General features: G+C 70.4%; 22 protein-coding genes. 13 read left to right on the forward strand and 9 right to left on the reverse strand.

Translation table 11 applies throughout. The annotated features are described in order from the left end of the window. Positions 1-24 precede the first annotated feature (24 nt). Positions 25-1,239, forward strand: coding sequence for an FAD-dependent monooxygenase (locus tag ACQPZZ_RS11550; RefSeq protein WP_432931460.1), 1,215 nt, complete (start codon positions 25-27; stop codon positions 1,237-1,239). Positions 1,240-1,247: 8 nt separating this feature from the next. Here the strand turns inward: ACQPZZ_RS11550 and ACQPZZ_RS11555 are convergent, their stop codons facing one another. From ACQPZZ_RS11555 to ACQPZZ_RS11585, 7 genes are all read right to left on the reverse strand, one after another. Then, entirely contained in the window at positions 1,248-2,204 is a 957-nt protein-coding gene (locus tag ACQPZZ_RS11555; RefSeq protein WP_432931462.1) for a CU044_5270 family protein, read from the reverse strand. Continuing rightward, positions 2,204-2,767 (reverse strand): RNA polymerase sigma factor, encoded by a 564-nt coding sequence (locus tag ACQPZZ_RS11560; RefSeq protein ID WP_432931463.1) that lies wholly within the window; start codon positions 2,765-2,767, stop codon positions 2,204-2,206. The genes ACQPZZ_RS11555 and ACQPZZ_RS11560 overlap by 1 nt, the downstream gene beginning before the upstream one ends. 126 nt (positions 2,768-2,893) lie before the next feature. Further along, positions 2,894-3,766 carry a 1,4-dihydroxy-2-naphthoate polyprenyltransferase gene (locus tag ACQPZZ_RS11565; RefSeq protein WP_363646355.1) on the reverse strand — a complete coding sequence of 291 codons (873 nt, stop codon included), beginning with the start codon at positions 3,764-3,766 and terminating at the stop codon, positions 2,894-2,896. A gap of 211 nt (positions 3,767-3,977) precedes the next feature. Continuing rightward, positions 3,978-4,580, reverse strand: coding sequence for a GNAT family N-acetyltransferase (locus ACQPZZ_RS11570; RefSeq protein ID WP_363646356.1), 603 nt, complete (start codon positions 4,578-4,580; stop codon positions 3,978-3,980). Between the two features lie 38 nt (positions 4,581-4,618). Next, a complete protein-coding gene (locus ACQPZZ_RS11575) occupies positions 4,619-5,164 on the reverse strand; it encodes a CGNR zinc finger domain-containing protein (RefSeq protein ID WP_363646357.1) in 546 nt (181 codons plus the stop codon). A gap of 248 nt (positions 5,165-5,412) precedes the next feature. Continuing rightward, complete coding sequence (locus tag ACQPZZ_RS11580) at positions 5,413-6,186, reverse strand: hypothetical protein (RefSeq protein WP_432931466.1); 774 nt, start codon at positions 6,184-6,186, stop codon at positions 5,413-5,415. A 90-nt stretch (positions 6,187-6,276) separates the two neighbouring features. Then, positions 6,277-7,689: a PLP-dependent aminotransferase family protein gene (locus ACQPZZ_RS11585; protein ID WP_432931468.1), complete on the reverse strand. Its 1,413-nt coding sequence runs from the start codon at positions 7,687-7,689 to the stop codon at positions 6,277-6,279. Here ACQPZZ_RS11585 and ACQPZZ_RS11590 point away from each other — a divergent pair. Together ACQPZZ_RS11590 and ACQPZZ_RS11595 are read left to right on the forward strand one after the other, a co-directional pair. Further along, a complete protein-coding gene (locus tag ACQPZZ_RS11590) occupies positions 7,688-8,626 on the forward strand; it encodes a DMT family transporter (RefSeq protein WP_432931469.1) in 939 nt (312 codons plus the stop codon). The two genes, ACQPZZ_RS11585 and ACQPZZ_RS11590, sit on opposite strands and share 2 nt — an antisense overlap. Positions 8,627-8,707: 81 nt before the next feature. After that, entirely contained in the window at positions 8,708-9,730 is a 1,023-nt protein-coding gene (locus ACQPZZ_RS11595) for a hypothetical protein (protein ID WP_363646362.1), read from the forward strand. Positions 9,731-9,745: 15 nt separating this feature from the next. On the opposite strand, the gene ACQPZZ_RS11600 is transcribed toward ACQPZZ_RS11595, so the two are convergent. Continuing rightward, positions 9,746-10,645 carry a LysR family transcriptional regulator gene (locus ACQPZZ_RS11600; protein ID WP_432931471.1) on the reverse strand — a complete coding sequence of 300 codons (900 nt, stop codon included), beginning with the start codon at positions 10,643-10,645 and terminating at the stop codon, positions 9,746-9,748. A 71-nt stretch (positions 10,646-10,716) separates the two neighbouring features. Here ACQPZZ_RS11600 and ACQPZZ_RS11605 point away from each other — a divergent pair, with 71 nt between their 5' ends. From ACQPZZ_RS11605 to ACQPZZ_RS11635, 7 genes are all read left to right on the forward strand, one after another. Further along, positions 10,717-11,583 (forward strand): 4-hydroxy-tetrahydrodipicolinate synthase family protein, encoded by an 867-nt coding sequence (locus ACQPZZ_RS11605; protein WP_363646364.1) that lies wholly within the window; start codon positions 10,717-10,719, stop codon positions 11,581-11,583. Positions 11,584-11,628: 45 nt separating this feature from the next. Then, on the forward strand, positions 11,629-12,114 hold the full coding sequence (locus tag ACQPZZ_RS11610; protein WP_432931472.1) for a MarR family winged helix-turn-helix transcriptional regulator: 486 nt from the start codon (positions 11,629-11,631) through the stop codon (positions 12,112-12,114). A 76-nt stretch (positions 12,115-12,190) separates the two neighbouring features. Beyond that, on the forward strand, positions 12,191-13,621 hold the full coding sequence (locus ACQPZZ_RS11615) for an MFS transporter (protein ID WP_432931473.1): 1,431 nt from the start codon (positions 12,191-12,193) through the stop codon (positions 13,619-13,621). Positions 13,622-13,768: 147 nt separating this feature from the next. Further along, entirely contained in the window at positions 13,769-14,134 is a 366-nt protein-coding gene (locus tag ACQPZZ_RS11620) for a ClpX C4-type zinc finger protein (protein WP_432931474.1), read from the forward strand. Between the two features lie 46 nt (positions 14,135-14,180). Further along, the gene (locus ACQPZZ_RS11625) at positions 14,181-14,891 is read left to right on the forward strand and encodes a DUF6461 domain-containing protein (RefSeq protein ID WP_432931475.1); all 711 of its coding nucleotides are present in this window, start codon (positions 14,181-14,183) and stop codon (positions 14,889-14,891) included. Positions 14,892-14,913: 22 nt separating this feature from the next. After that, the gene (locus ACQPZZ_RS11630) at positions 14,914-15,108 is read left to right on the forward strand and encodes a hypothetical protein (protein ID WP_432931476.1); all 195 of its coding nucleotides are present in this window, start codon (positions 14,914-14,916) and stop codon (positions 15,106-15,108) included. A gap of 572 nt (positions 15,109-15,680) precedes the next feature. Then, positions 15,681-16,070 (forward strand): hypothetical protein, encoded by a 390-nt coding sequence (locus ACQPZZ_RS11635; protein WP_432931478.1) that lies wholly within the window; start codon positions 15,681-15,683, stop codon positions 16,068-16,070. 85 nt (positions 16,071-16,155) lie between these two features. Here ACQPZZ_RS11635 and ACQPZZ_RS11640 read toward each other — a convergent pair whose 3' ends face one another. Further along, the gene (locus ACQPZZ_RS11640) at positions 16,156-17,409 is read right to left on the reverse strand and encodes a trypsin-like serine protease (protein ID WP_432931480.1); all 1,254 of its coding nucleotides are present in this window, start codon (positions 17,407-17,409) and stop codon (positions 16,156-16,158) included. Between the two features lie 274 nt (positions 17,410-17,683). Here ACQPZZ_RS11640 and ACQPZZ_RS11645 point away from each other — a divergent pair, with 274 nt between their 5' ends. The 3 genes from ACQPZZ_RS11645 (at position 17,684) to ACQPZZ_RS11655 (ending at position 20,712) form a co-directional block, all read left to right on the forward strand. Beyond that, positions 17,684-18,658, forward strand: coding sequence for a GlxA family transcriptional regulator (locus ACQPZZ_RS11645; protein ID WP_432931482.1), 975 nt, complete (start codon positions 17,684-17,686; stop codon positions 18,656-18,658). After that, positions 18,655-19,275 carry a DJ-1/PfpI family protein gene (locus ACQPZZ_RS11650; protein WP_432931484.1) on the forward strand — a complete coding sequence of 207 codons (621 nt, stop codon included), beginning with the start codon at positions 18,655-18,657 and terminating at the stop codon, positions 19,273-19,275. Before ACQPZZ_RS11645 ends, ACQPZZ_RS11650 begins: the two co-directional genes overlap by 4 nt. Before the next feature lie 246 nt (positions 19,276-19,521). Next, on the forward strand, positions 19,522-20,712 hold the full coding sequence (locus tag ACQPZZ_RS11655) for a serine hydrolase domain-containing protein (RefSeq protein WP_432931485.1): 1,191 nt from the start codon (positions 19,522-19,524) through the stop codon (positions 20,710-20,712). The last annotated feature ends 249 nt before the right edge of the window (positions 20,713-20,961 follow it).

Consider the following 20,961-nt stretch of genomic DNA (forward strand, 5'->3'; position numbering starts at 1 on the left):
GCCCCCACCGGCAGGCTCACCACCATGAACGACGCCATGACCAACCGCAGCGTGCTGATCTCCGGCGCCTCCGTCGCCGGCCCCGCCCTCGCCTACTGGCTCCACCGCCACGGCTTCACCCCCACCGTCGTGGAACGCGCCCCGGCGCTGCGCGACGGCGGCTACGCCGTCGACTTCCGGGGCGAGGCGCACCTGTCGATCCTGCGCCGGATGGGCGTCCTGGACGCCGTCGAACGGGCACGCACCGGCATGGGCTCCATGTCGTACGTCAACAGCACGGGCAGGCCGGTGGCCGAGCTGCCCGCCGACCTGTTCAGCGGAGACGTCGAGATCCTCCGCGGCGACCTGGCCCGCATCCTCTACGACGCGACCAAGGAGCACACCGAGTATGTCTTCGGCGACTCCGTCACCTCGCTCACCGAGGACGCCGACGGGGTGACCGTCACCTTCGAACGCGGCGAGCCCCGCCGGTTCGACCTCGTGATCGGCGCGGACGGCCTGCATTCCACCACCCGGCGCCTGGCCTTCGGTCCCGAGGAGGACTACGTCCGGCATCTGGGCCTCTACTGCGCGATCTTCACCACCGGCAACCATCTCGGCCTCGACCACACCGGCCATGCCTACCGCACGGCGAACAAGCTGGTGGCGATGTACAGCGCCCGCCGCAACGCCGAGGCGAAGGCGGTTTTCTACTTCGGCTCGCCGCTGCTCGACCTGGACCGCCGCGACGTGGCCAGGCAGCAGGCCGTCCTCGCCGAGCGGTTCACCGGCAACGGCTGGCAGAGTGACCGGCTGCTGCGCGACATGCGTGTCGCGCCGGACTTCTACTTCGACTCGGTCGGTCAGGTCCACATGGACTCCTGGACCCGGGGCCGGGTGGCCCTCGTCGGGGACGCCGCCTACTGCCCGTCCTCCCTGTCCGGTATGGGGTCCGGCCTCGCCCTGGTCGGCGCGTACGTCCTGGCGGGCGAACTGGCGGCCGCGCGTGGCGACCACCGTGTGGCGTTCGCCCGCTACGAGCGGGAGATGCGCGAGTACGCGGAGGGCTGCCAGAAGATGGGCGACGGCGTGGCCAAGCTCATGGTCCCCGGCAGCCGTTTTCTGGCCTCGGTCCTCAACCGCTACTACAAGATCATGCCCTACCTGCCGGGGAAGAACATGGCCGCCAAGATGGCCAGGAAGACGGCCGAGAACATCACCCTCCGCGACTACACGGTGAACGACGCCCGCTCACGCTGATCGGAAAATCACCTCTGCCCGGGGCCGTCCACCACCTTGGCCTCCAGCAGGGCCGTCAGGGTGAGTGGCGTGCCGGCCTTGACGAGGTGGTTGGGGTCGTCGGTGTAGTCCGTCATCCGGTCCCGCACGGTCACCCCGTACGTCCCGAGAAAGTGGAAATCGACGGGATCCAGGATGAGGTCGTAGCGGGTCCATGCGCCGGTGTAGCTGAACGCGACGCCCCGCCGGCCGTCGGCGTCCACGGCGTTCTGGTTGACGGTCACCCCGGGGATGGTGGCGAGGCCGCGGAACAAGGCGGCCCGCACCTCCGGGGGCAGCGCCTGGGTGGCCATGATCTGGTAAACGGCCTGGAACAGCTGCTCATCCATCGAGGGCGGCGCATCGGTTCCCCCCCACACCATGTGCAGATCCGTCAGCTTCTGACGGATCTTCGCGAGCACCGCCTCGGGAGTGACCGGCCGGCGGGCCAGCTCGTCCGCGCCCAGTCCGGGATGGTTGCCCTGCACCAGGAGCTTGCCGTTGGGGAACAGGGCCGCCGACTGCAGGCCGTCCACGCTGTTCCACTGTTCGCGTACCTCGCGTCTGGACAGGTCGACGCCGTAGCCGCCGTCCGCGGACCGCGGGGCCTGGAGCTCCTTGATGTAGAGCCACTGGCCGGGGCCCGGCACCTGTCCGCGGTGGTCGTAGGCGGCCTGCGCGGCCCGCTCGCCGAGGTCCCGCACACTCGCCATCGGGACCGCGCGCGGATGGTCCTTCGGCACCACCACGGCGACGCCGACGGCCACGGCCAGCGCACCCGCGAGCACCAGCCGACGGCCGAGCCGAGGTCCGCGCCGGGGGTCGAGCCGGGGGTGACGGTGCGGTCCGGGCTCGCGTGCCGCCGCGAGGAGCCGGCCCCGGGCGGCGCTTTCCGCCTGTGCCGTCATCGGCGGGGTGTCCCGCCGGAAGTCCTTGATCGTGCTCATCACAGCTCCTCGTCTCCCAGTACGGCCCGCGTCTTCCGCCTGGCCCGGTGCAGTCGCGACCGCACCGTCCCCGGCGGGATGCCGAGCGCCTGGGCCACCTCCTCGTAGCTGAGGCCCTCCCACGCCACCAGCAGCAGCACGTCGCGGTCGCCGCGCGACAGCGACGCCAGAGCCTGCGCCAACTCGCGCTCCTTGTCCCGCGCGGCGACCCGCCGCACCACGGTGTCGGCGAGCGGTTCCGGCAGGGGATCGACACCGGTACGCGCCAGCGCGCGCAGCATCCGCTCCTCCTGTCGCCTGTGTCTGGCGACGAGCGTCGTGGCGATGCCGTACAGCCAGGGGCGTGCCAGCGGAAACGACATGTCGTACGAGCCGCGCCGACGGAACGCGGCCAGGAACGTCTCGGCCACGATGTCGTCGGCGGCCTGCGTGCCGATGCGCCGGGCGGCGTACAGGTGGATCTGCCGTGCGTACCGGTCGAACAACGTCGCGAACTGCTCCGGGTCGCCGACGGATCGCCTGATCAACTCGGCGTCGTCGATCTCGGCCGTCTCAACGGTCAACGGCCCTCCTTAGGGTCGGTCGGTCACCCTGCTGTCTCCCGCACCCCGCGGTAGGGTTCTCGACCCGGAGGAAAAGCGCCGGACGCCACAGGCGCCCCCGTCGAACGGGCGTTTACGGCCGCACTGTCAGAACAGGGCCAGGCCGAGGGTGAACAGGGCGCCGAAGACGAGTTGCAGGCGGCCGGTCTGCTGGAGGGTCGCGATGAGCGCGGGACCGGTCGCCCCCGAGCGGACCGTCTTGATCGGCGTCACCACGAGGGGGAGCGCCAGCACGGTCAGCGCGGCGAAGGGCCGGGCCGGCACCAGGGCGAGCGCGAACACGAAGGGCAGCACCAGGGTCGCCGAGTAGGCCAGGCGCGTACGGGCGTCGCCCAGCACCACGGCCAGCGTGCGCTTGCCGGAGGGACCGTCGGTCACGATGTCGCGCAGGTTGTTGACCACGAGGAGCGCGCAGGCGAGCAGCCCCACGGGCACGGCCGCGGCCAGCGAGAGCCAGGTCAGCCGCTCCACCTGGACGTACGTCGTCCCGGCGACGGCGACGAGGCCGAAGAACACGAAGACCGAGATCTCCCCGAGCGCGCGGTAGCCGTACGGACGGGAGCCTCCCGTGTAGAACCAGGCGGCCAGGATGGAGGCGAGGCCGACGAGCAGCAGCCACCAGGCCCGGGTGGCCACGACCAGGACGAGACCGGCGACCGCGGCGGCGAGGAAGCAGCCGAGAGCGGCGGCGAGCACCTGCTTGGGGGCCGCGACGCCCGAGCCGACCAGCCGCAGGGGCCCCACGCGGTCCTTGTCGGTGCCCTTCACGCCGTCGCTGTAGTCGTTGGCGTAGTTGACGCCGACCTGCAGCGCCAGTGCGACGAACAGCGCGAGCAGGGCTCGCCACCAGACCGCGCCGTCCTCCGCGACGGCGACTCCGGTGCCGACGGCGACCGGGACGACGGCGGCGGGCAGCGTACGGGGGCGTGCGCCCGCTAACCATTGAGCTGGGGTGGCCACGTGACTCCCTTTTCCTACCTGTGCGTAGCCGGTGAGGGCGTACCTAGTCTGGCCAATCCCCCGTCACCTCGTGACGGCGGGGTTGGCGGACGCGACGCCACCGGGGGCTGAACGCCATGCGGACGGGCAGCGGGGGAGGTGTGACCATGGTCCGGCGCGGGCTCGGTGAGCGGATGGCCGTGGTCAGGACGGCCCTCTCCGCGGCGGGTTCTCAGCTGATGTCGGTGGTGAGGCGGATCATCCTGATCGGGCGGCCCATGTCGAGGACACGCTCGGCCTCGTCCTCGCCCCAGCCGGTCGACTCCAGGAAGCCGAGCATCGGATGGTTGTCGGCGAACACCCAGGTGACCACCGTGCTGTAGCCGTCCTCGCGCAGGTGGTCGACCGTGGCGTTGAGCAGCCTGCTGCCGTGCCCGCGCCTGATGTGGTTGGGATCGACGAGCAGCGTCATCAGCTCGGCCGTCGTGGCCGGGTGAAGGTCGGGATCCTCGGCGGGTCCGTGCGACGCCAGTCCCACGACCCGGTCGGAGGCGCGCTGCGCCGCCGTCGCCAGGATGCCGCCGGGCCCGAGCGCGGTGAACGCGTCGGTGTCGGGCACCACCCGCTCGACGGCGACGAGCAGGCGGTGACGCGGCGTGGGCGGCGAGAGGATCGCCTCCTCCCACTGGCGGCGCCACATCTTCTCCGCTGCCGGCCCGGTCATCTGCTCCAGCGGGATCGGTGGCAGGAAGTCGCGATAGACCGCCTTCCACGCCCGGATCTGGGTGCTGGTCACCGCGTCGACGTCCTCGAGGCGGGCAGCTCTAACACCCATTCGGCGGGCTCCTTTCTTAGCCTGTAACACCGTACTGGTCAGGAGGGCCTCGGCGTACCTTCCGCGTGGCGTCGTGCCCGATATGCCCGGGTTTTTGTGCGGTTTCCGCAGACGCGCATGGAGCACCAGGAGCGAGACCGGTTTTTTGAGGAGTCAATGAACGCCCATTGACAGGTGCTCTCGGCACAGACCTTCAGTCGCGGCCAGGTGCCGTCGGCGTGGGCGGCCGGGATCAGCGCCGCGAGCCGCGCCAGCCCGCCCGCCACTCCGGACGCCGTCGGCTCCAGCGCCGGCGTACCGGCCGAGAGCGTCACACGTATCGGCAGTCCCGCCAGCGCCGCGTCCAGCCCCTCCGGAACCTCGTACGGACCCCCGTCGTGGTTGCCGCGCAGTGCGGCCCGCAGCCCCTCGCGCAGCTGGGCGGCCACGGCGAGGTCCTCGTCGGCGGCGCGGTCGTCGTCGCCGATCAGCCCCCGTTCGCGCAGCCAGACGGACAGGTCGGCCGGCGAGGCCAGTTCGTCGGCGTCTCCCTCGACGTCGTAGGTGTTCACGAAGTCGCGGAGCAGCTCCGCCGGGCCCGTCATGATCGATCACCCCTCGTGACCACTGTACGACAGTCGGAGGTCGCGGAATAACAACACCGCCGTAAACGTTTCACTGGTGTTCGCCATTCCCGAGGGGGATCTCATGCGTTTCGGTTACCTGGCCTAATCTGGCGCTGCGGAACAGCGAGCGCCGCGAGCGTCTGTCACGGGACGGCCGGCGGGAAGAGCTCCGGGAGGAGCGCTGGGAAGAGCGCCGCTCCGGCCGCGAGCGTCGCTGACCCGGGGACCTAGAGTCCGAGCCGCCGCACGGCGGTCCGCCAGTCCTTGGCGATCGCCTGCTGCGCCTTGGCGAGCGGCACCTCGCCGTGGCAGACGGCCCTCCACAGGGTGAGCTCGACCTTGTCCTTGTCGGCCGGGGTCTTCCCCTTGCCCGCCAGCACCGGCTGCGGCCAGAGGTTCTTCACGCTCTTCGGCGCCCCGCCGAGGGACAGCGGGATGAGGTGGTCCTCCTTGTAGTGCGACGGCTTCCTGTCCGTGTGGCCGTACTGGGCGATCTGCGTGAGACGCAGGGCGTTGGTGTAGCTCGCCGGGGGCGCGGCCTTCCTGCTGTATCCGGCCGTGCAGATCGTCGACGTGATCGTCGCCTGGGTGACCTTCGGGTCACGCGCTCCGGGCTGGCACTTCGGGTCCGGGAGAGGCAGATACTTCCGCGAGCACTTCGACCCCGTCGGCTTGGCCGTCGGTTTCGGGGTCGGCTTGAGCGTCGGCTTCGGGGTCGGTTTCGGGGCCTGGCCGGTGGAGGAACCGGCCGGCTTCCACCGCCAGTAGGAACCGTCCTGCACGCATCGGTAGGAGTCCCCGTCTTCCGCGTACCCGTTCTTGCCGTGGGCCGCCGCAGGGCAGAACGCGCCGGGCGTGACGCACTCCCAGTGGTCCCCGGCCTGGCGGTAGCAGCCCGAGGAAGCCGAGGCCGGGGCCGCCGTCGCGGCGGACGGGGCGACGAGCAGGCCGGCCGTCGTGAGCACGGCGTATAACGCGATCAACAGAGAGCGGACGCGCACGATGTCTCCTCTGTGAAGGGGGTTTTTACAGAAGAGAGACGGTTCTGGCGGGTCGCAGGTTGACCTGTGGGGCTGATGTGACTGCTGTGACTAGTCGCGCCCTGCTCGCGACGCGGCGAGGACCGGGCCGAGGCGGCGCACGCCCTCTTCGAGCTCGGACAGGCCGGCCGCGGCGGTGTGAGTCAGCCGCAGATGCGGGCCCGGAGGCTCGGAGGGGTGGTAGATGCGCCCCGGGCTCACCAGCACCCCCTGTGCCTGCGCCGCCTCGGCCACCTCCGTTTCGTCGGCGCCGGGCGGCAGCCGTACCCAGACGTGCAGGCCGCCGGAAGGCACCAGGTGCACCTCGGCGGCGGGCGCGTGCCGGGCGAGCCCCGCCAGCAGCGCCGCCTGCCGTACGCCGATCTCCTGGCGGACGGTGCCGAGGTGGCGCCGCCAGGCGGGAGAGCCGGCGAACTCGGCCGCCGTCTCCTGCAGGGGCCGGGCGACGAAGAACGACTCCACCACTTGGCAGGCCCGCAGCCGGTGCGCGGCCGGGCCCCGCGCGATCAGGCCCGCCACCCGCAGGCTGGGTGAGGTGATCTTGCTCAGTGACAGGACGTGGACCGCCGTGCCATGGGCGTCCATGGTCACCATCGGCGGCGGCACCGGGCCGGTGGCGAGGTATCGCGCGTAGTCATCCTCGATCACGAACGCTCCCGCCGCCCGGGCCACGGCCAGCACCTGCTGCCTGCGCTCGCGGGTCAGCGTCGCCCCGGTGGGATTGTGCAGCGTCGGCTGGCAGTAGAACACCCGCGCCCCCGTCATCGCGAACGCCTCAGCGAGCAGGTCGGGCCGTACCCCGTCGTGGTCGACCGGCACGGCGGCCGGCCGTAGTCCGGCCGCCGTGGCCGCCGCGAGCGCTCCCGGGTAGGTGGGGGTCTCGACGAGGATCGGCGCGCCGGGGGCCGCCAGCGCGCGGAACGCGAGGGTGAGCGCCGTCTGGCCGCCGCTCACGACGAGCACGTCGTTCTGCGTCACCGCGCCGCCGACCTCCGTGGCGAACCATCGGCGCAGCTCCGGCAGGCCGTTGAGCGGGGGCACGCTCCACGCCTCCGCCCGGCGTACGGCTCGCGCGGCCGCCGCGGCCAGCGCCGCGACCGGACGCAGCTCGGGATTGAGGTAACCGCCGGTGAGCGGCACGACGCCGTCGGCGGGCTGGGCCAGCAGGCCGGTCACCGCCGAGTCGTCCACCATCCGATCGCCCAGGGCCACGGTTTGCCACGACAGGTCGGGCGCCTCGGCGACCGGCCGCCGGGCCGGCGCCACGAACACGCCCGCGCCGGGGCGGGTGACGACTCGTCCCTCGGCCGCAAGCTGCGCGATGGCCCGGGAGACCGTCACCGGGCCGACGCCGTGGCGGCGCATGATCTCCCTGCTGGACGGCAGCCGGTCGCCGGGCCGCGACCGTTCCGTCTCCTCCCGCAGGATCGCGGCGAGACGGGCGATACTGCTATCGTCTTGCATGAAAGCCGACAATAGCGCTATCGCCGTCCTTTCGATAGCGGACGACTCTCACCGCCGAGCATCGAGGGGCAGCCTCCTGGCCGGCGTGGGCGTCCTGTCGTTCTCGGGGTCGCTTCCCGCGACCGCGCTCGCGATGCGGGGGTTTGATCCGTACCTCGTCGCGATCGGGCGCGCGGTGCTCGCCGCGCTCGTCGCGGTGATCTGCCTCAGGGCCGCCGGGGCGCCGCTCCTGCCGCCCCGCGCGCACCTGCGGGCGTACGCGTTGATCGTGCTGAGTGTGGTCATCGGTTTCCCGCTGTTCAGCGGCCTGGCCCTGGCCGCCGGTGCCACCACGGCCCACTCGGCCGTGGTCGTCGGCCTGCTCCCGGCCGCCACGGCCGTGTTCGCGGTGCTGCGGGCGGGGGAGCGGCCGCGGCCCCTGTTCTGGACCGCCTGCGCGGCCGGGGCGTTGTCGATAACCGTCTTCACCCTGACCCGGGGGACCGGCCGCTTCGCCGGGGCGGACGTGCTGCTCGTTCTCGCCCTGCTGTCGGCCGCGGTCGGCTACACCGAGGGCGGGCGCCTGGCCCGCGAGACGCCCGGCTGGCGTGTCATCTCGTACGCCCTGGTGCTGGCGGCCCCGATCACCGTGCCGGTGACGGCCGTGCTGGCGGTCGTCACCCCCCAGGAGCCCTCGGCCGAGTCGCTGGCCGGATTCGCGTACGTCGGGCTGGTGTCGATGTTCCTCGGGTTCATCCCCTGGTACGCCGGGCTCGCGATGGGCGGGATCGCGCGCGCCGGGCAGATCCAGCTCGCGCAGCCGCTGCTCAACCTGGTGTGGGCGTGGCTGCTGCTGCATGAGGAGATCGGCGCCGCGACGATCGCGGCGGCCCTGGCCGTGCTCGCGTGTGTCGCCGTCACGCAGGCCAGCCGGAGGCGGCCCGGTGTGGGCACTTGATTGGTGTAACGGTAGAGCGCAGGATGGGGCTGATGCTGTTACAAGGTGATGTGGATCACACACTGCGGGGATGGTGAGGCGATGTCGGACGTCGTGGTTCCCGAGGGCGGCTTCTGGCCGGCGCCCGAGATCCCGCAGCCCAACATCTACCCGATGGAGTGGCGGGTGGAGACCGCGAAGCTCGCGGCGATCTACGAGAAGTCCAAGCGCGTGGTCTGGAACCCCGCCGACCTGCCGTGGGACCTGCTCGACCCCGGGGAGTTCACGGCCGAGCAGCGGCTGGGGATCATGTACTGGTTCTCCGTGCTGGCCAACTTCGACGCCTCGGGCCCCGCCGTCTTCGCCCGCGCCACGATCCAGGCGTTCGAGAAGCACGAGGAGGATCCCGTACGCAAGTGCTTCTTCTCGATCACCCGGGACGAGATGAACCACGAGGAGTGCTGCCAGCGCGCCATCGCCCGGTTGTGGCCCGGCGGCCCGCTCGACTGGCAGCCCTCCACCGACCTGGAACGGGCGGCGCACAACAACATCGGCTGGCTCTACCACAACGGCGGCCGCTACTGGAACGGCTACAACGCGGCCGTGGGCAAGTACTCCCTCGCCGTGCTGTTCACGAGCTTCATGATGGGGGAGATGGCGGCCTCGACGCTGTTTCGCGGGATGGCCTCCGGCACCGAGCACCCACTGTTCTCGGACATGTTCCACAAGATCGGCCGGGACGAGTCGCGGCACCTCCAGATCTGCATGACGATCCTGGAGAACGAGTGGCCCGGGCTCACCGACGACGTACGCGGTTTGATCACGCGGCAACTGCGCGCCGGGTTCGTGTTCCTGTCGATGATCCTGTGGGAGCCGCCCGAGGGATTCTGGGAGCTCCCGCCATACTTCCTGCACAACCACCGGGTGCTGATGGACCACGCGCGGGAGGCCGGCCTCGGCGTGCTGTCGTACGAGGAGCAGGCCGACAACTGGCGGCTGGCGATGGCCCGCGTCCGCGCGATCGTCGAGCGGTGGGGCATCGAGTTCCCCGCGATCCCCGAACTCGACATCGACGGCGTGGATGTCGACGTCATCGACCCGGAGGACATCATCCCGGTGTTCTGATCCCTGTCGAACGCTCTATTGGACGGCGGAACGCAGGGCCGAGATCAGGGCGACGACGGCGGGGTGACCACCGGCGCCGCGGCGGAAGGCGACGAGGGTGCGGCGCCGCATGGACAGCCCGGTCAGCGCGACGCCTTCGGGCGGGTCGGCGGCTCCCAGCTCCGGCACGAGCGCCACGCCCTGCCCGACGGCGACCATGGAAAGGACCGTGGCGAAGTCGTCGATGTGGTGGCGTACGCGAGGGGAGAAGCCGGCCGCCTGGCAGGCGCGCACGGTCATCGCGTGACAGAGCGTGCCGGGAGTGGAGACGATCCACGGCGCGTCCCTGCAGGTGAGGAGCGTGGCCGCGTCCCCCTCGCCGCCGACGGGGCGGACGGTGGCCAGATACATGGGTTCGTCGAGGAGGGGGACGGCGTCCAGGGCGAGGTCGGGCTCGGCCGGGACGAAGTCGTACTCGTGGACCAGCGCCACGTCGAGCTCGCCGGCGCGCAGGCGCGGCGCGACCTCCGCCGGGTCGACCTCGTCCACCATCGGATCCAGGCCCGGGTGGCTGCGCGCGAGCGCCGCCAGGGCCGAGGGCAGGATGGCGCGGGTCGCCGTGGGAAACGCGCCGATCCGCACGGTCCCGGCCAGGTGGGTTCCGGACAGGTCCGTCCTGGCCGCGGCGAGCTCCGCCGCGGCCTGCTCCAGCCGTTCGAGCACGGCCTCCGCGTGCCGCACCAGAGCCACTCCGGCGGGGGTGAGCACGACCCGGCGTCCGGTGCGCTCCAGCAGCGCGACCCCCGCTTCGCGTTCCAGCGCGGCGAGCTGCTGGGAGACGGCCGACGGGGTGAACGTCAGCGCCTCGGCCACCGCCGCGATCGTGCCCCGGTAGGCGAGCTCACGAAGCAGGCGGAGCCTGCGGACATCGAGCATCAGTTCACCTTAATGGTTTCGACAGAAAGGCGAACTGGACCTACACGGTTGCTCGCCGGAAGGATCGCGGTATGACTCTTTCCGGCATTCATGTCCCGCTGATCACGCCGTTCGCCGAGGACGGCGAGATCGCGTTCGACGCGCTCGAAGGCCTGGCTCGCGGCGTGCTCGACGACGGCGCGTCCGGGCTCGTCGCGCTCGGCACCACCGCCGAGGTCGCCACCCTGACCGAGGAGGAACGGCGCGCGGTGATCGAGATCTGCGGCCGGGTCTGCCGCGAGCGAGGCGCCACGCTCACCGTCGGCGCGGGGTCGGCCGACACGCGGAGCACGGCCGAGGCGCTGCGCGCCCTGAAGGGGGAGGCGGACGCGGCGCTGGTGACGGTTCCCGCGTTCGTCCGCCCGTCCGAGGCCGGTGTGCTCGCCCACTTCACCGCGCTGGCCGAGCAGACCCCGGTGCCGCTGGTGGTCTACAACATCCCGTATCGGACCGGACAGTCCGTGGGCGCGGCCACGCTGCGCCGGCTGGGCGAGTTGCCCATGGTGGCCGGAGTCAAGCACGCGGTCGGCGGCGTCGACCTCGACACGGTCGCCCTGCTCGCCGACCCGCCGGCGGACTTCGCGGTGCTCGCCGGGGACGACCCGTTCCTGTCCGCGCTGCTCGCGCTGGGCGCCTCCGGCGGCATCCTCGCCTCCGCCCACCTGCGCACCGGCGAGTTCGTCGAGCTCTTCCGGGCGTGGCGGGCCGGAGAGGCCGAGCACGCTCGTGCCCTCGGTCACCGGCTGTCGCTCATGTCGGCGGCCATGTTCGCCGAGCCCAACCCGACCGTCCTGAAGGGCGTCCTGCACGCCCAGGGCCGCATTCCCACCGCCGCCGTACGGCTCCCGCTCGTCCCGGCGAGTCCGGCGTCGATCGAGGCGGCCCTGCGGACGCTGTGACCTTTGGAGATAATCCGCAACCGGACGAATTGGTAGCCTGGACGCATGACCGCCATGGCGCCCTCGCGTAACGAGCCCGACCTGTCCTTTCTGCTCGATCACACCAGCCACGTGCTTCGGACGCAGATGGCGGCGGCCCTCGCCGAGATCGGCCTCACGGCGCGTATGCACTGCGTGCTCGTCCATGCCCTGGAGGAGGAGCGTACGCAGATCCAGCTCGCGGAGCTCGGCGACATGGACAAGACCACGATGGTGGTCACCCTCGACGCCCTGGAGAAGGCCGGCCTCGCCGAGCGCCGCCCGTCCAGCACCGACCGGCGCGCCCGGATCGTCGCGGTCACCGAGAAGGGCGCGCAGGTGGCGAAGCGGAGCCAGGAGATCGTCGACGGGGTCCACAGGGCCGCCCTCGGGTCGCTGCCGGAGGAGGAGGCGGAGGTGCTCGTACGCGCGCTCAACCGGCTGGTCACGGGGCATCTGGCCGCTCCGGTGGAGGCGCCGCAGGTGGTTCGGCGGGCGCGTCAGCGCGGATGACTGGTCCGTAAAGGATCGTCTACAACAAAACTATCTGATACGGTCCTTTCTGTTCCCATGAACAGGAGGCGACCCCATGTCGCGCATATCCCGATCCCGTTGGCTCGTGCTGGGCGTGCTGTCCGCCACGATGCTGATGACGGTCCTCGACGGCAGCATCGTGACCGTGGCCATGCCCGCCATCCAGCGGGATCTCGGCTTCGCGCCCGCCGAGCTGAGCTGGACCGTGAACGCCTACCTCATCGCGTACGGCGGACTGCTCCTGCTGGCCGGCCGGCTGGGCGACCTGATCGGCCGCCGGGCCATGTTCCTTGCGGGCAACGTCGTCTTCACCGCCGCGTCCCTGCTGGCCGGAGCCGCCACGGGGCCGGGGACGCTGATCGGCGCCCGGTTCCTCCAGGGCGTCGGCAGCGCCATGGCCTCGGCGGTCGTGCTCGGAATCCTGGTGACGACCTTCACGGAGGCGGGGGAGCGGGCGAAGGCGATCGGCGTCTTCAGCTTCACCGGCGCCGCCGGGGCGTCGCTGGGCGCGGTGCTCGGCGGAGTCCTCACCGACGCGCTGGGCTGGAACTACATCTTCCTCATCAATGTGCCGATCGGCGTGGCCACGATCGTGCTGGCGCTCCGGGCGCTGCCGGCGGATCGAGGGCTCGGCCTGTCGGCGGGCGCGGACGCCGTCGGCGCCCTGCTGGTCACGGCCGGTCTCATGCTGGGCATCTACGCCGTGGTCCAGATCGAGCGGTATGGCATGCGCTCCCTGTGGTTCGGCGCGGTGTCGCTCGTGCTGCTGGCCGCGTTCCTCGTCCGCCAGGCGACCGCCCGGACCCCGCTCATGCCGCTGCGGATCCTCCGCTCGCGCGCCGTCGCCGGGGCCAATCTGGTGCAGATCCTGACGGTGGGTGCGATGTTCGCCTTCCAGGTCGTCGTGGCACTGTTTATGCAGCAGGTGCTCCGATATGACGCGCTCGGCACCGGCCTGGCCATGCTTCCGGCGGCGGTTTCCATCGCAGGCGTGTCGCTGTTCGTGTCCCCGCGGCTGAGCACCCGCTTCGGCGCGCGTGCCGTGCTGCTGGGCGGCCTGGTGCTCCTGATCGGCGCGATGGCCTGGCTCACCCGCGTCCCTGTCGACGCCCGCTATGTGACCGACCTGCTCCCCGTGATGGTGCTCATCATGGGCGGAGGCCTGGTGCTTCCGGCGCTGACCACGCTCGGCATGTCCGGCGCCCGTCCCGACGACGCGGGCCTGGTCTCGGGGTTCTTCAACACGACCCAGCAGGTCGGGATGGCCGTCGGCGTCGCGCTGCTGTCCACGCTGGCCGCCTCCCGCACGGAGGGGCTGCTGGCGGGCGGCGCGGGCGAGGCGGTCGCACTGACCGGCGGCTACCGGCTGGCCTTCACGGTCTCCCTCGTCCTGCTGGTCAGCGCCCTCGTGGCCGCGTACGTCATCCTGCGACGGCCCCGGGCCGACGTGGAACAGACGGCGGAGCTCCAGCCAGAACGGGTCTGAGAACCGCGACCCGGGGGTCTGGTGACACCGGGCCCGGGCGCGGGACAAGGGCGATTTCCCGATGATCCATTGTCAGGCTATCCCTGACGCCCTAGCCTTGGGTTGGGCGTCAGGAACAGCCTGACACGTCATCTCCCGGAGGGCGACATGCCGGCTCCTTCTCTGCAGGAGCAGGACATCCGCTGCTCGTTCTGCTCGAAGTCCAAGAACGACGTGACCAAGATGATCGCCGGTGCCGGCGTCTACATCTGCAATGAGTGCGTCGGGCTCTGCGCCGAGATCCTGGCGGCGGAGTCCGTCGGGACTCCGGAGATTTCCTACACCGAGAGCATGACCGTCGAGCAGATCCTGGAGCTCCTTCCGCGCGTCGCCGAGGTGGGCGCGCGGGTCGAGGACAGCCTGCGGGTCTGGGTGCATCGGGCGCGCGACCGCGGCGCGACCTGGGCCAGGATCGGCGCCGCCCTCGGCATGACCCGCCAGTCCGCCTGGGAGAGGTTCTCCGGCGAGGAGTGACGCCCGCTCAGGGGGATTGTCGGTGCGGCCTGCCACGATGGCCCGCATGACGACGACCGACCCCTTGATTCCGTTCCAGTGGCTGAACGCTTCCGAGGTTGAGGGGGGCGTCCGCGGGCTGGGCGTGATCTTCAGCGCGGCCTTCTTCCGCGGGCTCGACCCGGCGGAGGTGGTGCGCCGCTTCAGCCGCGGCACGGACTCCGGCCAGGAATCGGACTTCGACGCACTCGACGACAAGGTGTACGAGTTCCTCGAGGAGACGGATGGCGGAGACGGCGGCGGTCACGTGGGCGTTTTTCAGGCCGGCGAATGGTGTGTGGCCATCGAGCCCTTCGGCTGGATGGTCACGCTCCATGAGGTGCTGCCCAGGCTGTCGCGGGGCTGCGAGGTGGTTGCGGTCACCCGGCACGACTACGCCGCCGAGCACAGCTTCGAGTACGCGATCGACGGCACGATCGTCACCGGCTACAGGCTGAGGCACCCGTACGAGCGGTACGGCTCCGATCCCGACCGGCTCAACGGCCTGATGCGCGAGTTGGGCATGGGACTGGACAGGCCGGAGGACGGCGACGCGTGGGACGCCGCCTGGGCGGACAATTACAACACCGCGGTGCCGAGGGGCTTCGCCCTGGCGGCGAAGATCACCGGGGTGCCGTTCACGGAGGACATGCTCGCCCGCCCGATGCTCGTGGGGCCCATCGTGGAGCCTTTCGCGGACGTCGACGGCGCTGGAAGCCACCCTGCGCCCGGTCAATAAGGCCGCCGGCCACGTCTCACGGGTGGCCTTCACCACCGGGATGCGGCGCGAGTACACGGTGCGCGGGCACACCTACCGCGAGCTGAAGGCGCGCGGGCTGGGAGCGCGGGCCGCCCAGCGCGTGATCAAGAAGGGAGGCGAATCGGACCTGGTGCGCCGGGACGGCATGTGGTTTCTGACGGCGAGGAGCTGCGAGCTCGGTCGTTTACGACCGTGAAGCTGACTGTGGCCTTCTTCCGCAACGACCGACGGAGTCCGCCCCGACGGGGATCGGGTGAATGGGAGCGCGTGAGGCTGGACCCCCGGTTGCGATGCACATACTGTGCCATTTGACGGCTGATCAGCACATCTGAAGGCGAGGCCGGAATGCGTCCCGTGATGGTGTGTTTGACGCTGGCCGCTCTGTTGTCGGTCTCCGCCTGCTCGGGGGGCGGCTCTGAACGAAACGGCGCGTCGGGCGACTCGGTGAAACGCGCCGTCGCCGGGTGGGGGGAATTCCCGGCTGAACGTCATCCTCGTCCCATTGTTCTCCTGGACGACCTTCCTGCGACGAGCGGATCGGCCAAAGGTGTGAATCGCGCCGCAACATCCACTCCGCTTCCGACTAAGAACCCCGGGACCACCGTTGTCGCGCTCAGCGACGGAGACGCACCTCTCGAGCAGATCTCCGCGGCCGAGGCGTTCGGCGGATTGGCGGCACATGTCGCCAGAATTCCCGGGGAGCCGAAGCCGATCCGGATAGTCGGCAGCCGATACGGTGTGCGGGAATGGGCTACGGATCGCGGTTTGGTGAGGCTTCCCACCTGGACGTTCTTCACCGACTCCGGCGGAACGGCCGAGTGGCCGGCACTCGCCCCCGGCGCGTTCTGGAAGCTGGGCGAGCTGCGCTCCTCCGTATCCGTGCAGGTGACATCCGCCGGTCCGGAGCAGACCAGCCTGTCCGCGACCATGCTGGGGCCCGCGTCCGACTGCGGCGATGACAAGCCCCAGATCGACCTGCTGCGATACGAGTCCGAGTCGGCGGTGCTGATCGGTCTGCGGGAGGCCGGCCCCATCCGTAACGACTGTGATCAGAACGCCCTCGGCCGCACGAGCGAGCGCGTGATTCAGCTCGGCAAGCCGCTCGGTGGACGCGTCATCATCGATCCTCATGGCGACCCGGTCCCAGTACGGCAGTGAGCGGTCTTCTCCATGGGGTGCGGCAGGAAGAAACAGGAGCGGCGGCGCCCGCCTTGACGGGAGAGGCCGCCGCTCCCTCAGCCGATCATCCGGTGTGGATCGTCACCGAGAAGTCCTGGAAGGCTGTGACGACGTCCTGGAAGATAAGGCCGTCGCTGCCGCGATATCCCGAGATCACTCCGTTCGCGGTGACGGTGTTGCCGGACGGAGTGAAAACAGGCCCTCCGCTGTCACCCTTGATGGACCCCGGAAGCCCGTTGTACTGAATAGCTACGAACAGGTCGTTGTAACATTCGTAGGCGCCGAAGGCGTCGTAGCCACAGTAGCTTTCCTGACCGTTCGTGGCGACCTGATAGTTGCATACGGCGCCACTGACCGCTCCCGACTGGCACAGCCACTGGCCGTAATACACGTTGCCGTATCCGGTGATGCGCTTGCTGAACTCTGGGGTGGTGTTGGTGCCGCCGGGGACACCCCCGTCGTAAATCTGGTTGCCGACGTGATCCGGGGCATCGATGAGCAGCAGGTCGTGGCCCTGGTTCTCGCCGACCACCCGGCCGATCGAGCGTGACCTGTTGCCGTTGCGCCAGTTCTCGTACGGGCGGCCGCAGTGGCCCGCCGTGAGGATGTAGTGATAATTGGAGTTACTCGTCGAGTGGACGGGCCAGCCGGCCGTGCATCTCGCTCCGGTGTCGTCCGACACTATTTGTGCGCCGCCCCACCACGGAGGGCTGTCTATCGCGCGGCTGGCGAACTCTCCGCGGGGTGCCTGCTGCACGACCGTCGGCACCTGGGCGTCGAGTTTCGGATAGGTGGAGGTGAGGCCGGCCTTGTTCTCCCCCGAATCGGTCAGCGCATACAGCCCGCTCCCGTCGGGCTGGATGCCCAGCGCGTGGATCGGCCCCCCCGGATTCTTGGAGAGCTCCTCCCGCAGGGGCGCCGCGGCGGCCTGGAGCTCGGCCAGGGAGTGCTTCGCGGGCGACACACGCACCGGGGAATAGGCCTTCGCGCTGCTCAGCGCTCCACGGATCGCCGCAGGGGGCTCGCCTTTCCACCAGACCTGCACGAAGCCGTCGTCGAGTTTCAGGCCCGCGAACCCGAGATCCTTCTTGTCGCTTCTGACCGCGTCCATAATGCGGTCGGCGGCTTTTATCAGCGGCTCCTGGGCCGCGATGCGTTGTTTTGCCTCGGGCGTCAGGTAGCTGAACGGCTCCTTCTCCACCTGGGTTCCCGGTTTCGTGGGTGAAGGTTCACTCACATCGGCCCGGACGGATGGAGTGAGTATCGACGCCGACAGGGCGATCGTCAGCACGGAAACCGATATCACGCGTAATCGCAAGTCGCTCTCCTTTTCTTGTAGTTATGTGCCGAAAAGGAGTAGATCATGGTTGATTTGCAGGGTCAATGAACAGTTTGACAACTTCCGGTAATCGATGCGACTTGACTTCGTCCGGCGACTGACAATTACCGCAACCGAGCATTACGTCTGCTGTTCGGTGTGGCCGTGTGACGGATCGGTGCGCGCGCGAATCTTTGTTCAGCAGGCGCGATGGCGTAATGTGCAATATCTGTGTCGTTGACGCCATGAAGCCCTGGTCGCAAGCATTGAGGCCATGCAGCGACGCGTGGTCATCGTGGTCTTCGATGGCTTCCAGATGTTCGATCTCGCCGGGCCGGCCGACGTGTTCACCACGGCGAACCTGCTCGCGCCCGACCCCGGCTACCGCGTCGAGGTGACGGCCGTGCGCGCCGGGGCCGTACGGGCGCAGAACGGGATCGCGACGCTCGCGGAGACTCCGCTGGCCGAGGTCGCGGGGCCGATCGACACGCTGCTGCTCGTGGGCGGGCTGTCGGTGCCGGAGCACCTGCGCGATCGAGAGCTGGTCGCGGGTGTCACCCGGCTGGCGGCCGGGGCCCGGCGCGTCGCCTCCGTCTGCAACGGGAGCTTCCTCCTCGCGGAGGCCGGGCTGCTGGGCGGCAGGCGTGCGACCACCCACTGGCTGGTCGCGCGGGAGATGGCCGACCGCTATCCGGACGTCGAGGTGGACGCCGATCCCATCTACGTCCGCGACGGGAACGTCTGGACGTCGGCAGGGGTCAGCTCGGGAGTGGACCTCGCCCTGGCGCTCGTGGCCGACGACCACGGCCACGCGCTCGCCAGGAACGTCGCGCGGGGCCTCGTCGTGTACCTGCACCGTCCGGGCGGGCAGAGCCAGTTCAGCGCCCCCATGCGGGCCGCCGTCCCACGCGCCGAGCCGCTGCGCGAGATCCAGGCGTTCATCGACGCCAACCCGGCCGAGGACCTGAGCGTGCCCGCGCTGGCCCGGCGGGCGGGGATGAGCGAGCGGCACTTCTCCCGCGTCTTCACCGAGCAGACCGGGGTCTCACCCGGCAGGTACGTCGAACGCAGCAGGGCCGACGCCGCGCGGCGGCTGCTGGAGACCACCGCCCACCCCCTGGACAGGGTGGCCAGGGAGGCCGGACTCGGTGCTCCCGAGACCCTCTATCGCGTCTTCCGCCGCCATTGGCGCGTCTCACCCGGCGACTACCGCCGCCGGTTCCGATCGAAGGAAAGCAGCAGATCATGAACATCGCCATCCCCCTCTATCCCCGGTTCACCGCGCTCGACGCCGTCGGGCCGTACACGGTGCTGGCCTTCGCCCCGGGCTGCACGGTCACGTTCGTCGCGGCCGAGCCCGGGCCGGTGCTCGACGACAGGGGAAGCCTGAGCCTCGCGGCCACCGCGTCGTACGGCGACCTGCCCACGCCGGACGTCATCGTCGCGCCGGGAGGTCCCGGGACGATCGAGGCGTTGTCCGACGCGGAGCTGCTGGGCTGGATCGCGCGGGCCCACGAGCGGACGCGGTGGACCACCTCGGTGTGTAGCGGCGCGTTCCTGCTGGGCGCGGCGGGGCTGCTGAAGGGCCGGAAGGCGACCACGCACTGGGGGTGGCTGGACCAGCTCGCCGGATTCGGCGCCGAGCCGGTGAGCGAGCGCGTGGTGATCGACGGCAAGATCGTGACGGCGGCGGGCGTCTCGTCGGGCATCGACATGGCCTTGACGTTGCTGGCCGCGATGCGGGACGAGGAGACGGCGCGGGCGGTGCAGCTCGCGATCGAGTACGACCCGCGGCCGCCCTTCGACGCCGGCAGCCCGAAGACCGCCCCGGCGGGCCTGAGCGACAAGGCGATGGCCCTTATCTGATCGGAGACCGGAGGCACCCGGAGATCGTGGCGGGCGCCCGGGGATCCCTGTGCGCGACGACCTTTCGGGCGGCGGCGACGCGACCAGCCATGAGGTCGGGTCAGGGGCAGCTCGGGGCTGAGCCCGGGTGATCCCTGAGGGCGGGCAAGGCGGGGAACTGCGATCTTGTTCCGCATGACATTTGAGCCTTCTTTCACCTATCGTCCGATTGTCCCGGGGGTGCGGCGACGCAGGAGAACGCGGGCGGTGCTGTCGTTCGCGACCGCTGCCGCCGTGGTCATCGGCGGGGTCGCGCCCGCGTCGGCCACGCCTGCCGCGCACCCGGCTGCGACAATCGCGCGTGCCGGCTCCTCATTGCCGAAGCTGAACCCCCAGGCGCTTCAGCAGGCGATCTCCAGCGCACCCGACCGGGTGACGGGCGTACTCGCACGGGTCAGCGGGCCCGCCGGGAAGTGGACGGGGACCTACGGAGTCGCCGACATCACCACGCGGCAGCCGGTTCCGCTCGATGGTCGCTTCCGTCTCGGCAGCGTCACCAAGATCTTCATCGCCACCGTGATGCTGCAACTGGCCGCCGAACACCGCGTCGACCTCGACAAGCCCGTGCAGCACTACCTTCCGGGCGTAATGCCCGCCAACTATCCGCCGATCCCCGTTCGCACCTTGCTGAACTTCACCAGCAGCCTGCCCGAGCTGACAGCCGACGACATGCCGTCCACGCCCGACGCCATCGTCCAGCACCGCTTCGATGACCACCCGCTGTCCGAGCTGGTCGCCAAAGCGGTCCGTCATGACCGGCCCTTCACCGAGCCGGGCAGCATGCAGGTCTACGGAGCCACCGGCTACTACGTCGCAGGAATGCTCGTCGAGAAGCTCACCGGACACAGCTACGAGCAGGAGATCACCCGACGCATCCTGCGTCCGCTGCATCTGCGGCACACCACCGCTCCCGAGACCGACCCCACCATCCCCGGCCCCCACGCTCATGGCTACCTCGCCGTCCCCCAACCCGACGGAAAGAGCAAGCTGGTCGACGTGACCGAGCAGAACCCGGGCGCGGGCGGCATGATCTCGACCACTGCCGACCTCGACCGCTTCCTGACCGCCTTGTTCAGGGGGCGGCTCCTGGCGCCGGCCCAGATGAAGGAACTGCTCGCCGTCCCCGGCGTACCGTACCTGGGCGGATCCGACCAGGACCCGGGTCATGGCAAGGCTTACTACAGTGCGGGCTTGATGCGCGTCACGACTCCCGGCCGCGACGGCCGCCCAGGTGTGACCGTATGGGGCAAGACCGGCAGCACCTACGGCTACACGGACGGCATGTTCACCACCCCCGACCTGCGCCGCCGCCTGGTGTACTGCTTCAACCCCGTCACAGGCGGAGGCAACGACATGGCCCTGGTCAACCAGATCGTCACCGCCGCCTTCGCACCATGAGCGGTGAGGTACCCCTCGTAGTGTGGATTCCGAACCGGGAGAGGTTCGGTACGACTGGCTCGCCGACGCGCTGACCGGACCCGGCGTCACCGTCCGGCCGCCAGGCGGACTTCGGGCAGGCGTCGGCGCCGCCGGGCGCTGGTCGACGCATGCCCAACGCGTTAGCCGTGCGTGAACCGGGGCCGGGTAGCGTCGGGAATGTGCCGTCAGCGCATCGACCGGCAGGGGCCTCACGGCCGCCCCCGTGGC

The sequence above is a fragment of the Microbispora sp. CA-135349 genome, from assembly GCF_050947365.1.
In the GTDB taxonomy this organism is placed as follows: Bacteria; Actinomycetota; Actinomycetes; order Streptosporangiales; family Streptosporangiaceae; genus Microbispora.

What these genes read in the sequence shown, in the direction of transcription:
- ACQPZZ_RS11550 (WP_432931460.1), top strand. Translation starts at nt 25, where the DNA reads ATGAACGACGCCATGACCAACCGCAGCGTGCTGATCTCCGGCGCCTCC.
- ACQPZZ_RS11555 (WP_432931462.1), bottom strand. Translation starts at nt 2,204, where the DNA reads ATGAGCACGATCAAGGACTTCCGGCGGGACACCCCGCCGATGACGGCA.
- ACQPZZ_RS11570 (WP_363646356.1), bottom strand. Translation starts at nt 4,580, where the DNA reads ATGGGTGTTAGAGCTGCCCGCCTCGAGGACGTCGACGCGGTGACCAGC.
- ACQPZZ_RS11575 (WP_363646357.1), bottom strand. Translation starts at nt 5,164, where the DNA reads ATGACGGGCCCGGCGGAGCTGCTCCGCGACTTCGTGAACACCTACGAC.
- ACQPZZ_RS11590 (WP_432931469.1), top strand. Translation starts at nt 7,688, where the DNA reads ATGAAAGCCGACAATAGCGCTATCGCCGTCCTTTCGATAGCGGACGAC.
- ACQPZZ_RS11585 (WP_432931468.1), bottom strand. Translation starts at nt 7,689, where the DNA reads ATGCAAGACGATAGCAGTATCGCCCGTCTCGCCGCGATCCTGCGGGAG.
- ACQPZZ_RS11595 (WP_363646362.1), top strand. Translation starts at nt 8,708, where the DNA reads ATGTCGGACGTCGTGGTTCCCGAGGGCGGCTTCTGGCCGGCGCCCGAG.
- ACQPZZ_RS11600 (WP_432931471.1), bottom strand. Translation starts at nt 10,645, where the DNA reads ATGCTCGATGTCCGCAGGCTCCGCCTGCTTCGTGAGCTCGCCTACCGG.
- ACQPZZ_RS11605 (WP_363646364.1), top strand. Translation starts at nt 10,717, where the DNA reads ATGACTCTTTCCGGCATTCATGTCCCGCTGATCACGCCGTTCGCCGAG.
- ACQPZZ_RS11610 (WP_432931472.1), top strand. Translation starts at nt 11,629, where the DNA reads ATGACCGCCATGGCGCCCTCGCGTAACGAGCCCGACCTGTCCTTTCTG.
- ACQPZZ_RS11615 (WP_432931473.1), top strand. Translation starts at nt 12,191, where the DNA reads ATGTCGCGCATATCCCGATCCCGTTGGCTCGTGCTGGGCGTGCTGTCC.
- ACQPZZ_RS11620 (WP_432931474.1), top strand. Translation starts at nt 13,769, where the DNA reads ATGCCGGCTCCTTCTCTGCAGGAGCAGGACATCCGCTGCTCGTTCTGC.
- ACQPZZ_RS11625 (WP_432931475.1), top strand. Translation starts at nt 14,181, where the DNA reads ATGACGACGACCGACCCCTTGATTCCGTTCCAGTGGCTGAACGCTTCC.
- ACQPZZ_RS11645 (WP_432931482.1), top strand. Translation starts at nt 17,684, where the DNA reads ATGCAGCGACGCGTGGTCATCGTGGTCTTCGATGGCTTCCAGATGTTC.
- ACQPZZ_RS11650 (WP_432931484.1), top strand. Translation starts at nt 18,655, where the DNA reads ATGAACATCGCCATCCCCCTCTATCCCCGGTTCACCGCGCTCGACGCC.